The sequence below is a fragment of the Campylobacter sp. 10_1_50 genome (genome assembly GCF_000238755.1).
Taxonomy (GTDB): domain Bacteria; phylum Campylobacterota; class Campylobacteria; order Campylobacterales; family Campylobacteraceae; genus Campylobacter_A; species Campylobacter_A concisus_R.
Genome location: NZ_JH414888.1, coordinates 210,518 through 223,176, shown reverse-complemented (window position 1 = coordinate 223,176; position 12,659 = coordinate 210,518). Strand labels below are relative to the sequence as shown.

Here is a 12,659-nt window from a genome sequence, read left to right as displayed (position 1 = left end):
TGATAAAATTACACACTTTTAATGAAAGGCTTAAACTTGAAAATTTTAGTAACAGGTGGAGCTGGATACATCGGCAGCCACGTAGTAAAAGCACTTTTAAAGCAAGGCAAAGATAAGATAACCATCATCGACAACCTCTGCAAGGGCTCACAAAAAGCACTTGAGGCACTCAAAAATATAGGAAATTTCAAATTTATAAACGCAAATTTAGAGGACGATCTAAGCGAAATTTTCGCAAATGGTAAATTTGATGCGATCATCCATTTTGCAGCGTTTATCGAGGTCTTTGAGAGTATGAGCGAGCCGCTAAAATACTATCTAAACAACACAGCAAACGTCGCAAGGGTGCTAAGATACGCAAAAATTTACAATGTAAATAAATTTATATTTAGCTCAACTGCTGCAGTTTATGGCGAGCCAGACGTGGCAGAGGTGAGCGAAACAACACCTACAAACCCGATAAATCCATACGGCAGAAGCAAGCTAATGAGCGAGCAGATCATCAAAGACTACGCCGCTTCAAATGAAAATTTCAAATTTGCGATTTTGCGCTATTTTAACGTAGCAGGCGCAGACGAAGAGGGGCTTATCGGTCAAAACTATCCAAACGCCACGCACCTTATCAAGGTGGCCGTTCAAACTGCACTTGGCAAGCGCGAGAGTATGGGCATCTTTGGCGATGACTACGCGACAAAAGATGGCACATGCGTTAGAGACTACATCCACGTTAGCGACCTAGCGGACGCCCACATAAGCGCGCTGGAGTATATCGGCCAAAATGGCAGTGAGACTTTTAACGTGGGATATGGCAGGGGATTTAGCGTAAAAGAGGTCATTGAGACCGCAAAAAAAGTAAGTGGAGTAAATTTTAAAGTGCTAAATGCGCCAAGAAGGGACGGCGACCCAGCTATCCTAATCTCAAACGCAAGCAAACTACGCTCGCTAACAAGCTGGAAGCCAAAAAGAGACGATCTGGCGCTCATCATAAAAACCGCCCTTGAGTGGGAAAAGAGAATTTAAGGATAAGCATGAAAATAGCAGTGATTGGAACCGGATATGTTGGACTAGTAAGTGGTGCATGCTTTGCCAAAATGGGCAACAGCGTGATCTGCGTCGATGTTGATAGTAAAAAGATCGAGGCGCTAAAAAACGGCGTCGTGCCTATATATGAGCCAGGGCTTGCTGATATCGTAAGCGAGTGCTATAAAAATGGCTCGCTTAAATTTAGCACGCAGATAACCGAGGCGCTAGAGCATGCAGATGTGCTATTTATCGCAGTTGGCACGCCTATGGGTGCTGATGGACAGGCAGATTTAAAATATGTCCTATCAGTTGCTAAATCTATCGGAGAAAATTTAAGCAAACCACTAATAGTTGTCGATAAATCAACCGTTCCAGTGGGCACTGGAGCCAAGGTGCATGAGGTGATCGAGGCTGAGCTTAAAAAGAGAAATGTAGAGGTTAAATTTGAAGTCGTCTCAAATCCAGAGTTTTTAAAAGAGGGTGCGGCGGTTGAGGACTTTTTAAAGCCAGATCGCGTTGTTATCGGAGCTAGCAGCGAGTGGGGCTTTAGCGTGATGAGAGAGCTTTATGAGCCATTTATGAAAAATCACGACAGGCTCATTTGTATGGACGTAAAATCAGCTGAGATGACAAAATATGCTGCAAATTCAATGCTGGCAACCAAAATAAGCTTTATAAACGAGATAGCAAATATCTGCGAACGCGTAGGCGCTGATGTAAATTTAGTTAGAAAAGGCATCGGCAGCGACTCAAGGATCGGATATAGCTTCATCTACCCAGGCTGCGGATATGGCGGTAGCTGCTTTCCAAAAGACGTCGAGGCGCTCATCTATACAGCTAGACAAAATGGCTTTGAGCCAGAGCTTTTAAACGCGGTCGAATCAAGAAATAAGGCTCAAAAAAGAGTGCTTTTTGATAAAATTTACAACTTCTTTGGCGGCGATCTAAAGGGCAAAACGATCGCACTTTGGGGGCTTGCATTTAAGCCAAATACCGATGATATGAGAGAGGCTAGTTCGCTAACTTTGATAAAGCTTTTAGATGAAGCTGGCGCAAAAGTGGTCGCTTACGATCCAAAAGCAAGCGAAGAAGCTAAAAAATATATGCCAAATTTAGATGTGAAATATGCCAAAAATAAATATGACGCTCTTGATAACGCCGATGCTATGGTGCTTGTGACAGAGTGGAGTGAGTTTAGATCGCCTGATTTTATGGAGATCAAAGAGAGGCTAAAAAATGCTGTCATATTTGACGGACGCAACCAGTATAACGCTAAAGCTTTGGCTGAGCATGGATTTAAGTATTTTCAAATAGGCGTCAAAGCGTGAAGCAAATTTTATCTCTCATAGCTTGTTTGCTGCCTTTTGTGCTTTTAGCTAGCGAGGCTTCAGGTAAAAGTGAAGCAAAGACGCAAGAGCAGGTTTTTGAGCTGCCCGTCTCAAAGATGCCGAATGATTATTTTAAATATGAAGCTGCATTTTTTAAAGAGGTGCAAACGGATTGTGAATTTGCTATGTTAGAGGGCGGACATTTAGATAAAAAAGAGGATAAAAGCGGGGTTTATTATGAATTTAGCGCAGATGATGAGCCGCTTAAGCCTTGCAATGGCAAAAATAAAAAGAGGCAAATTTATTATGAATTTACTCAAATTTTGCCTGGCATTAGCCCCATTAAGATCGTAACTCCGCAAAGCGTGGGCGCAGAGATAAGAATTTATGAACGTGTAGAAACAATAAAACCAAAAATTTTAAAAAGGAAAGAGAAATGAAAATAGCAGTAGTAGGACTTGGATATGTGGGACTTCCACTAGCAGCAGCTTTTAGTGAAAAGTACGAAGTAGTCGGCTTTGACGTAAATGCAAAACGTATAGAAGAGCTTAAAAGTGGCTATGATAGAACGCTTGAGCTTAGCAATGAGCAGATGAAAAAAGCGATCGATAATGGCATGAAATTTAGCCTAAATTTAGATGACATCAGAAGTTGCAACTTCTTCATCGTAACCGTCCCAACTCCGATAGATAAGAACAAACGCCCTGATCTAACCCCAGTGGTAAAAGCAACTGAGAGCGTGGCAAAAGTGCTTAAAAAAGGCGACATCGTTGTCTATGAAAGCACCGTTTATCCAGGCGTTACAGAAGAAATTTGCGTGCCACTTCTTGAAAAGAGTGGGCTTAAATTTAACAAAGACTTCTTCTGCGGCTACTCTCCAGAGCGCATAAACCCAGGCGATAAAGAGCACACAGTGACAAAGATCAAAAAGATCACAAGTGGCTCAACTCCAGAGATCGCTGACAAGGTCGATGAAATTTATCGCTCTATCATCACAGCTGGCACTCACAAAGCTTCAAGCATCAAAGTGGCAGAAGCAGCAAAGGTCATCGAAAACACCCAACGCGACATCAACATCGCCTTTATAAACGAGCTTGCGATGCTCTTTGAAAAGCTTCACATCAACACTATCGACGTTTTAGAGGCTGCAGGTACTAAGTGGAATTTCTTAAATTTCCGCCCAGGACTAGTTGGCGGTCACTGCATCGGCGTAGATCCATACTATCTAACTCACAAAGCTCAAGAGGTAGGCTACAACCCTGAAATGATCCTAGCAGGTCGCCGCATCAACGATGATATGGGCAGATATGCAGCCGATCAAGTGATAAAACTAATGATAAGAAAAGGTGTGCTTATCAACAAAGCGCGCGTGCTTGTTCTTGGTATGACATTTAAAGAAAACTGCCCAGATATAAGAAATTCTCGCGTTATAGACGTGGTTGATGAGCTAAAAGACTTTGGCTGCAAGGTCGATGTGACTGATCCTTGGGCTGATAGCGCCGAGGTAAAACACGAGTATGGCTTTGATCTAGTAAAAGAGTATAACCTAGACGACTACGACTGCATCGTGATCGCCGTAGCTCACAATGAATTTAAAAAGCTCAACCTAAAAGGCCACTTGGTTTATGATATAAAAAATATCTACCCAGAGGCTGACGCTAGGCTGTAAGTGAGCGTTAAATTTAAAATTTACTTAGCTGCCTTGCCATTTGGCTTGGCGGCTAAATTTTTTGGTTTTTTCTTTTCAAATTTAGCTTTTGGGCTAAATTTCAAAGGTTAAAAGTCTAATGCTAATCAATCTAATAAGCTCAATCGTCGTTTTTGTCGTATCAATGGGCATAAATTTTTTTCTTACGCCATTTATCTTAAAAAGCCTTGGTAACGAGGCATTTGGTTTTGTGGGACTTAGCAACGCCATCGTTAGCTACGCAGCAGTCGTAAGTGTAGCCATAAACTCGGTCAGCGGGCGCTTTGTCGCTCACGCGTGGCACAAAAAAGATCTAAGCCTTGCAAACACCTACTACTCATCAGTGCTTGTTGTAAATATCTTCTTTTGCGCCGTTGTCGTGGTGCTTAGCTCCGTTTTCATACTAAATTTGCAAAGCTTTTTAAATGTCCCTGAAAATTTACTCTTTGACGTGAGAATGACCCTTGTTTTTTACTTTATAAATTTCTGCGTTGGGCTATTTAACGGCGTTTTGACGGTTTGCGCTTTTGTGACAAATAAGCTCTATCTACTCTCCATCAGAAACGCCATCTCAAGCGCGATCCTAGCGATCCTCATCGTGGCGCTCTTTTTCTTTTTTAAGCCATTTATCTCATATATCGCCATTTCAGCGCTAGTTGCTAGCCTTTTTGTCTTTTTTAGCACCATTTTTATGTCAGCTCGCATCACACCGGAGCTAAAATTTAGCCTTAGTAAATTTGACTTTTCTAAGATCAAAGAGCTTTTAAGCTCTGGCATTTGGAACAGCTTTAATGCGCTAAATCGCATACTTTTAACAGGCATGGACCTATTTATCTGCAATATTTTCGTAAGTGCAAACGCCACTGGCCTTCTTTCAGTCGCCAAGGCCGCTCCTATCATACTTGAGAGCTTTGTAGCGCAGCTTAGCGGTATCTTTGCGCCAAAATTTGTCGAGCTTTACTCTAAAAATTTGATCACGGACCTCATAAAAGAGGCTAAATTTTCGATGAAGGTGATCGCCTTTGTGATGAGCGCTCCAGCTGCATTTTTCGTCGTTTTTGGGCTTGATTTTTACACGCTTTGGCTACCTTTTAAAAGCGCAGATGAGGTTAAATTTATCTACAATGTCTCGATGATCACGCTAGTGCCTATCGTCTTTATAAGCTTTGTCTTTTCGCTTTTTAACCTTGATAGCGCGACAAACAAGCTTCGCCGACCAGCCATTGCCAACACTATCCTTGGCGTTAGCACGATCATAGCGCAGATCGCGCTGCTTAAATTTAGTGACTACGGCGTTTATGGCATCGTCATCGTCGCAGCCATTTTTTATAGCATAAGAATTCTTGGCTTTGACCTCATAAATGCCGCTTTAAATTTAGAGGTGAAACTCACCACATTTTATGGGGTTTATTTTAAAAATTTAGCCGTTTTTGCGCTTTGCGTGCTTGCGATGTTTGCCTGCAAGGACTTTGTGAGCCTAAATAACTGGCTAAAATTTGCTATCTTTGCTGCGATATACGCCAGCGCAGCTTATGTTTTGGGATATTTTTTGTTTTTTAATGCTTACGAGCGAGGCATAGTCTGGCGTAAAATTTTAAAAAAATTTAAAAGGTCTTAAATGAATGAAATTTACCTGATCTCTTTGGCAAAAGATACCAAAAGGCGCGAGCTTTTGCAGCAAAAATTTGCCTTTTATGATAGCTTTAAGCTAATAGACGCAATAGACGGCAGAGAGCTAAACGCAAGGGAGTACTATAAGATCATTTCGCCATCATTTAAAGCTTACGGTAAGGTTTTAAGCCCAGCTGAGGTTGGCTGCTCGCTCTCGCACGTGAAGGCTTATGAGGCGTTTTTGGCAAGTGAGGCGAAATTTGCTCTCATCTTTGAAGATGATGTGATAGGAGATGATAATGCCATAAAAGAGGCTTTTTTGGCAGCTAGCAAGATACCTGAAAACAGCGTGCTCATATGTGGCATGCAAGATGGGCTAGAGGGTAGATTTAGCGCCTTTGGCAAAAAGGTGGATACTAGCCTAAGTAGGCCACTTTGGCAGGTCTCAAAGCACTCATTTTCAAGCATTTATAGAGCAGGGGCTTATGTTCTAACTAAAAAAAGCGCTAAAAATTTGCTTGAAATTCACAAACGTGCGCTTTGTACGACTGATGTTTGGGACTATTTGCTTGGCGTTAATGATATGCAGATGTATTTTTGCGATCTTTTTGCGCACCCAACCGATCTAAGTGGCTCAAACATCGAGGGAGAGCGCCTTGAGAGGGGATATAGCGCAAATTTAAAGGCCTACATAAAAACATTTAAATTTATATTTTTCTCACGTCTTGAAAAGCTTCAAGGCTATGAGAGAATTTTTAAAAGGGGCTAGATGAGCGAGCCATTAATCAGCATCGTAACCGCGACTTATAAGCGTCCAGAGCTTTTACAAAAAGCCATAAAAAGCGCTCTAGCTCAAAGCTATAAAAACTTAGAAATAGTTGTAACAGATGACGGCGATGACGAGAGTACGAGTGAAATTTGCAAGAGTTTTAATGACACAAGGATCAAAATTGTAAAAAACAGCACTCACAAAAAGAGTCCAAATGGCAACAAAAATAACGGCTTTGACAACGCAACAGGCGAGTTTGTCTGCTTGCTTGACGATGACGACGAGCTTTTGCCAGAGGCGATTACCCAGTGCTATGAAATTTTAAAAAGTGGCGAGTATTCGTGCGTTTTTGCAGACGCGATCTGCGAGAAAGATGGCGTGATGACCGAGGTCGTGGCTGGTAGAAGCCCATATAGCAAGAGTGGGGCGATGAGTAAGGTTGATTATCATTGTGGGCGGATAAATGGCGAGTATTTTAAGCTTTTTTCGCGTGAATTTATAGATGATTTTAGGTTTGATGAGAGTAGTTTTGGCGGCGAAAATGAGCTTTATATCCGCTTTTTTGAAAAAAATGTCTTTTATCTTAAAAAGCCACTTTACATCTACCGCATCGCAAGAAGTGACAGTGCGACGCTAAATGCTGGCAAACACGCGCTAAATGTGGCAAACGCCTACATCAAAACAGCAAATTTACACTACGACATCGCTATCAAAAATGAGCCAAAATTTCTAGCTATGCAGTATAAAAACGCCGCTTACTACGCCAAAATAGCGGGCGAATATGGCCTTATGCTAAGGTGTATCTTTAAAAGTCTTAGTATTAAATTTAGTAAAGAGGCGTTTATTTTTTTGCTGCTTAGTCCGCTTCCAAGTGGCATTTTACCAGCACTTTCAAAGCTACGTGTAAAGATCAAGCAAAGGTTTGGCGTATGAAGATATTATTTGTCACATCAACGCTTAGAAGTGGCGGTGCGGAGCGAGTTTGCGTGGTGATCGCTTCAAGATTTAGCGTGGATCATGATGTAAGCCTTGTTAAATTTGACAAGGATGAGCCATTTTATGAGCTGGCAAGCGGCGTGAAGCTCATAAATTTAGGCGTTGGGGCTGATGAGCTTGGCTTGATTGGAAATTTAAAAAAGAGAGTTTCAAAGGTGCTTGCTTTAAGGGCGCTCATAAGAGAGGGTAAATTTGACGCTGTGATATCATTTTTAGACGCCGTAAATACCTTGGTTCTCTTTAGCTCAGCTGGGCTAAAAACGCCTATAATCATAAGCGAGCACACAAACTATCTTGCGCCAAAAAGGACGATCTTTAAGGTGCTAAGACGCATAAGCTATCCATTTGCAAACGCACTTAGCGTATTAAGCGACGAGGATTTAGGCTACTACTCTAAATTTTGCAAAAATGTGATGAAAATTTACAACCCGCTCTTTGAAGAGGTGCGCAATGAGAGCTTTGATAAAGAAAATTTAGTCATCTTTATTGGCAGGCTAAATAAGATAAAAAACTGCGAAATGTTTGTAAGAGTGGCAGCAAACTTAAAACAAAGCGGCTATAAATTTGCCGTGGCTGGAGATGGCGGCGAGAGGCTAAATTTAGAAAATTTAGCCAAAAGCTTGGGCGCAGAGGTGGAGTTTTTAGGCAATGTAAGCGACATCGCCTCGCTTTATAAAAGGGCAAAGGTGCTGCTCTCTTGCTCAAATTTCGAGGGTCTTGGAAATACCTTGATAGAGGCGATAAACTACGACTGCGTGCGGGTTGCGACAAGAACTAGCGGGGCAAAAGAGCTTATAAAAGATGGTTTTGATGGCTTGCTTTGCGAGATAAATGATGCTGATCAGATGAGCGAAAAGCTTGCAAATTTGCTGCAAGATGAGGCAAAAATGAGCAAATTCGCTAAAAACGCAAGAGCTAGACTTGATGAGTTTAGCGTGGAGCAAATTTATAAAAAATGGCTGGAGCTTTTAAGACTTGGAGGTGTGAAGTGAAAATTCTTTTTGTCATCGCCGCACTTAGAAACGGTGGAGCCGAGCGAGTGCTAAACGTGCTTGCAAACGAGCTTTGCAAAGACAATGAGATCACTATCGCTATTCTTGAAGAGGACCTTGGGCTTTATAAATTTAGTGAAAAGATAAAGATCATAAATCTTAACGTCACTGGCTCAGGGCTCGCTTTAAAATTTAAAAAAATCCTAGCTCTTAGAGCGCTTTTTAAAGAGCAAAAAGCTGATCTGATAATGAGCTTTATCGACTGGACAAATGTCGCTTGCGTGCTGGCAAATGCTGGGCTAAAGAGCAAACTAATAGCAACCGAGCATCACGAGCACAGCTACCTAAAAAGCAAAATCGCAAGCGCTATGCGTGATATTAGCTACCGTTTTGTAGATGGCTTAAGCGTGCTAAGCAAAAGCGACTTCAACTACTATAAATTTGCCAAAAATCGCGAGGTCATCCACAACCCACTCTTTATCGATGTGCCTGAAATTTGCGAGAAGCAAAACGTCATCTTAAGCGTGGCAAGGCTGGAGGCGGTAAAGGGCTATGATCTCTATTTTGAGGCGCTTAGCAAGGTGGATAAGAGCTTGCTTGATGGCTGGGAGATAAAGATCGCAGGCAGTGGTAGGCAAGAAGCCGAACTGAAGCAAATGGCGTCAAATTTAGGGCTTAATGTCAAATTTCTAGGTCACATGAGCGACGTTAGCAAGCTTTATAGTGAGGCAAAAATTTTTACTCTTAGCTCAAGAAGCGAGGGGCTTTCAAATGTGCTAATAGAATCAGGCGCTTTTAATTGCGCTAGGCTAAGTAGTGATACCGTGGGTGCAAGAGAGCTTATAAATGACGGCATGGACGGGCTTATCTTTAAAAATGGCGACGCAAATGATCTAAAAAATAAGCTTGAAATGCTTTTAAAAGATGAAAATTTAAGGCAAAAACTAGCAAAAAACGCCAGTGAAAGTGCAAATTTATTTAGCAAAGAAAATATCATCAAACAGTGGCGAGAATTTATAAAAAAGGTTGTTAGCAAGTGAAAAAATTAGCCGTTTTTTTATACTCGATGGGGCCTGGTGGGGCTGAGCGAAATGTGGCAAATTTACTGCCATTTTTGGTTAAACATTATGAAGTTCATCTCATCTTAATGAGCAAGGTCATCGCTTACGAGATCCCAAGTGAGGTGCAGATCCATTTTATAGAAAATAGCGATCCTTACGAGAGCGGACTAAAGAAGCTTGCAAGGCTCTTTTTAGCGATGCCGTTGCTTGCCTTTAAATATAAAAAGCTCTGTCAAATTTTGGGCATTGACACGCAGTTTGTGCTTATGAACCGCCCTTGCTATATCGCTGGGGTTGCTAGAATTTTAGGGCTAAAGGCTAGGCTAGTTATCAGCGAGCGAAGCTGTCCGTCGATCCTATATAAAAACGATCTAAGCGGGCGAGTTAATAAATTTTTACTCACTCATCTTTATAAAAAAGCTGATCTAATTCTCGCAAATGCAGCTGGCAACAAAGAGGATCTGGTGCGAAATTTTGGCATGAGCGAGGACAAAACAAAAGTGCTTTATAACGCCCTTGATCTAAAAACTATAAATTTGCTAAAAGATGAGCCGCTTGAGGGCGACTTTAAGCCATTTTTCATAAACATAGGCCGCCTTGATAGCGGTAAAAATCAAGCCATGCTAATAAAAATAATAGCTTTAATTAACGACCCTCGTGCCACGCTTGGCATCCTTGGCAAAGGGCCTTTAAAAGACGAGCTACAAAATTTGATAGATAAATTTGGCGTGGGTGATCGAGTAAAGCTTCTTGGCACTGATAAAAATCCTTTTAGGCATATAAAAAACGCCTCTTGCTTGCTTTGTGCTTCGCGTTTTGAGGGCTTTTCAAACGTCTTGCTTGAAGCACTAGCGTGCGAAAAAACTATCATCTCAACTGAGCACAAGAGCGGCGCAAAGGAGCTTTTGGGCGAGAGTGAGTTTGGCATCTTAGTGCCTGTTGATGACGAAAATGCGATGAAAGAGGCGATGATAAAGGTGCTTAACGAGCGTGAAATAAGGCAAAATTTTGAAAATGTTGCGTATAATCGGGCTAAATTTTTTGATAGTGAAAACATAGCGAGCAAGCTTATAAATTTTTTGGAAAATCCTAATGAATAGAAATTTATTTTTTAAAAATTACTCTTTATACCTTATGATATTTGCCGCAGTCATCTTTGGCATGGTTTGCAGGCTTTACTGGGTCTTTTGGGCGAGTGAGTATCCAGTCTTTTTCTGGAACAACGAGCTGATGATCAGCACAAACGACGGCTACGCATTTGCCGAAGGGGCAAGGGATATGCTAGCTGGCTTTCACCAAGAAAACGACCTTAGCTACTATGGCTATCCGCTCTCGACGCTTACCTACTGGATCGTGAAATTTCTAGGCGTCAAGCTTGAGACGGCGATGATTTATATGAGTGTATTTTTCTCGTCGCTTGTGGCTGTGCCTGTTATCTTGATCGCAAACGAATACAAACTAAAAATGGCTGGCTTCATCGCTGCACTTCTTGCTGTGATCGCAAATAGCTACTACAACCGCACGATGGCTGGTTACTACGACACTGACATGCTCATCATCACTCTTAGCGTCTTTGTCGTTTGGGGGCTTGTTAGAGTGCTTGAGAAAAAGGACGCAAAGAGCCTTATAATCGCCCCTTTAAGTGTGCTTATCTATATGTGGTGGTATATGAGCGCCTTTTCGCTTATTAGCATTTTAACTGGGCTATTTTTACTTTACACGCTCATTTTTGATAGGAAAAATCCACTTTTTTACTTTGAAATTTCACTGCTTTTACTTGCTATCTCAAACCTTGATCTAACGCTTAAATTTATCGCTGTCATCGCTATTTATGCACTTTGTCTCTTTAAAAAAGAGGTGATAAATTTAAAATTTGCTCTTGGTATTTTGGCAATTATCTTTGTCATTTTTGTCATCCGTGGCGGGCTAAATCCGATAATCTTTCAGCTTAAATTTTACGTCTTTAGAGATGCACCTGAAGTTGGCGGCATGAGCTTTCACTTTTTTAATGTCAATCAAACCATCCAAGAGTCAAGCGTCGTTGATTTTACGCTATTTTGCGAGAGGATCAGCGCAAATGTCATCACATTTTTGATCTCACTTGCAGGTGTTGCGCTATTTTGCTACAAGCACCGCTCATTTGCCGTCTCGCTTGGCATGCTCGCACTTGGCTTTTTGGCCTTTAAAAGCGGCCTTAGATTTACCATTTACGCTGTGCCTATCATGGCGCTTGGCTTTGGCTACTTAGTGGAGTTTGTGCTTGCAAATTTAAAGCTAAAAGGAGCCGTGCTAAATCTCATAAGAGCCTTCATAGCGGCCCTAGTGCTTGCTTCAGCGCTCATTCACATCTATGGCTACAAGGCTGAGCCAGTCTTTGTAAATAAAGAGGTTGAAATTTTAAACAAGCTAAAAAGCATCGCAGGACGCGAGGACTACGTGGTTGCGTGGTGGGACTATGGATATCCGATTAGATATTACAGCGATGTTAAGACGCTAATTGACGGCGGAAAGCACCTCGGACGTGAAAATTTTGCCGTGAGCTTTGCGCTTGGAAGCGACGAGATGAGCTCGGCAAATATGGCAAGGCTCGATGTAGAATACACTGAGCGAAATTTCAAAGAGCACTTTAATGGCAACTTGGCTCAAATTTTAAAAGATAGAAATTTAAGCGTTGATCAGTTTTTTAGCGAGATAAAAGAGGCAAATTTTAGCCTACCAGCAAAGAGCAGAGAGATATATTATTACCTGCCAGATAGGATGCTTAGCATTTTCCCGACCATTTTGCAGTTTAGCAAGATCGATCTAAAAAGTGGTAAAAATTTAAACAACGGACTTTTCATCACCACTAGAGCGATCTCGCAAAGCGAAAAGGGCATTAGGCTAAGTGGTGGATTTACTCTAACAAGCGATGTCACAAATTTGATCTATGATGGTAATGTCTTGCCACTAAGATCTTTCATAGAGACCGACTACAACGAGGCTGGCAAGCTAAATGTAAAAGAGTATAAAAATAACGAAAGCTCAAACATTTCTGTCATTTTTATGAGGGATTATGGTAGATTTATCATCCTTGATGAGAGCATTTTAAATAGCGCCTACATACAGCTTTTCGTGCTTGAAAGATACGATCCTAAGGTCTTTGAGCCAGTCATACTTGACGGGGCAGCAAAAGTTTATAGGCTAAAGAGGTAG

11 protein-coding genes are annotated in these 12,659 nt (G+C 41.5%); all 11 read left to right on the top strand.

The genetic code is table 11. From position 1 onward, the window contains the following. Window positions 1-36 precede the first annotated feature (36 nt). The 11 genes from galE (at window position 37) to HMPREF1019_RS05355 (ending at window position 12,659) form a co-directional block, all read left to right on the top strand. Entirely contained in the window at window positions 37-1,020 is a 984-nt protein-coding gene (gene galE, locus HMPREF1019_RS05405) for a UDP-glucose 4-epimerase GalE (RefSeq protein ID WP_009294694.1), read from the top strand. Window positions 1,021-1,028: 8 nt separating this feature from the next. Beyond that, window positions 1,029-2,351 (top strand): UDP-glucose dehydrogenase family protein, encoded by a 1,323-nt coding sequence (locus HMPREF1019_RS05400; RefSeq protein WP_009294693.1) that lies wholly within the window; start codon window positions 1,029-1,031, stop codon window positions 2,349-2,351. Next, window positions 2,348-2,791 carry a hypothetical protein gene (locus HMPREF1019_RS05395; protein ID WP_009294692.1) on the top strand — a complete coding sequence of 148 codons (444 nt, stop codon included), beginning with the start codon at window positions 2,348-2,350 and terminating at the stop codon, window positions 2,789-2,791. The genes HMPREF1019_RS05400 and HMPREF1019_RS05395 overlap by 4 nt, the downstream gene beginning before the upstream one ends. Then, complete coding sequence (locus tag HMPREF1019_RS05390; RefSeq protein ID WP_002939912.1) at window positions 2,788-4,020, top strand: nucleotide sugar dehydrogenase; 1,233 nt, start codon at window positions 2,788-2,790, stop codon at window positions 4,018-4,020. Before HMPREF1019_RS05395 ends, HMPREF1019_RS05390 begins: the two co-directional genes overlap by 4 nt. Before the next feature lie 118 nt (window positions 4,021-4,138). Then, window positions 4,139-5,656: an MATE family efflux transporter gene (locus HMPREF1019_RS05385; protein ID WP_009294691.1), complete on the top strand. Its 1,518-nt coding sequence runs from the start codon at window positions 4,139-4,141 to the stop codon at window positions 5,654-5,656. Then, a complete protein-coding gene (locus HMPREF1019_RS05380) occupies window positions 5,657-6,418 on the top strand; it encodes a glycosyltransferase family 25 protein (RefSeq protein WP_009294690.1) in 762 nt (253 codons plus the stop codon). Next, on the top strand, window positions 6,419-7,351 hold the full coding sequence (locus HMPREF1019_RS05375; protein ID WP_009294689.1) for a glycosyltransferase family 2 protein: 933 nt from the start codon (window positions 6,419-6,421) through the stop codon (window positions 7,349-7,351). Beyond that, window positions 7,348-8,406: a glycosyltransferase gene (locus tag HMPREF1019_RS05370; RefSeq protein WP_009294688.1), complete on the top strand. Its 1,059-nt coding sequence runs from the start codon at window positions 7,348-7,350 to the stop codon at window positions 8,404-8,406. Before HMPREF1019_RS05375 ends, HMPREF1019_RS05370 begins: the two co-directional genes overlap by 4 nt. After that, entirely contained in the window at window positions 8,403-9,446 is a 1,044-nt protein-coding gene (locus HMPREF1019_RS05365) for a glycosyltransferase (RefSeq protein ID WP_009294687.1), read from the top strand. The genes HMPREF1019_RS05370 and HMPREF1019_RS05365 overlap by 4 nt, the downstream gene beginning before the upstream one ends. Next, window positions 9,443-10,567 carry an N-acetylgalactosamine-N,N'-diacetylbacillosaminyl-diphospho-undecaprenol 4-alpha-N-acetylgalactosaminyltransferase gene (gene pglJ / locus HMPREF1019_RS05360; RefSeq protein WP_009294686.1) on the top strand — a complete coding sequence of 375 codons (1,125 nt, stop codon included), beginning with the start codon at window positions 9,443-9,445 and terminating at the stop codon, window positions 10,565-10,567. The genes HMPREF1019_RS05365 and pglJ overlap by 4 nt, the downstream gene beginning before the upstream one ends. Further along, complete coding sequence (locus tag HMPREF1019_RS05355) at window positions 10,560-12,659, top strand: STT3 domain-containing protein (RefSeq protein ID WP_009294685.1); 2,100 nt, start codon at window positions 10,560-10,562, stop codon at window positions 12,657-12,659. Before pglJ ends, HMPREF1019_RS05355 begins: the two co-directional genes overlap by 8 nt.

Excerpts from the sequence above, each read along its gene's own strand:
- HMPREF1019_RS05400 (WP_009294693.1), top strand. The coding sequence starts at position 1,029 with ATGAAAATAGCAGTGATTGGAACCGGATATGTTGGACTAGTAAGTGGT.
- HMPREF1019_RS05390 (WP_002939912.1), top strand. The coding sequence starts at position 2,788 with ATGAAAATAGCAGTAGTAGGACTTGGATATGTGGGACTTCCACTAGCA.
- HMPREF1019_RS05385 (WP_009294691.1), top strand. The coding sequence starts at position 4,139 with ATGCTAATCAATCTAATAAGCTCAATCGTCGTTTTTGTCGTATCAATG.
- HMPREF1019_RS05380 (WP_009294690.1), top strand. The coding sequence starts at position 5,657 with ATGAATGAAATTTACCTGATCTCTTTGGCAAAAGATACCAAAAGGCGC.
- HMPREF1019_RS05375 (WP_009294689.1), top strand. The coding sequence starts at position 6,419 with ATGAGCGAGCCATTAATCAGCATCGTAACCGCGACTTATAAGCGTCCA.
- HMPREF1019_RS05370 (WP_009294688.1), top strand. The coding sequence starts at position 7,348 with ATGAAGATATTATTTGTCACATCAACGCTTAGAAGTGGCGGTGCGGAG.
- HMPREF1019_RS05355 (WP_009294685.1), top strand. The coding sequence starts at position 10,560 with ATGAATAGAAATTTATTTTTTAAAAATTACTCTTTATACCTTATGATA.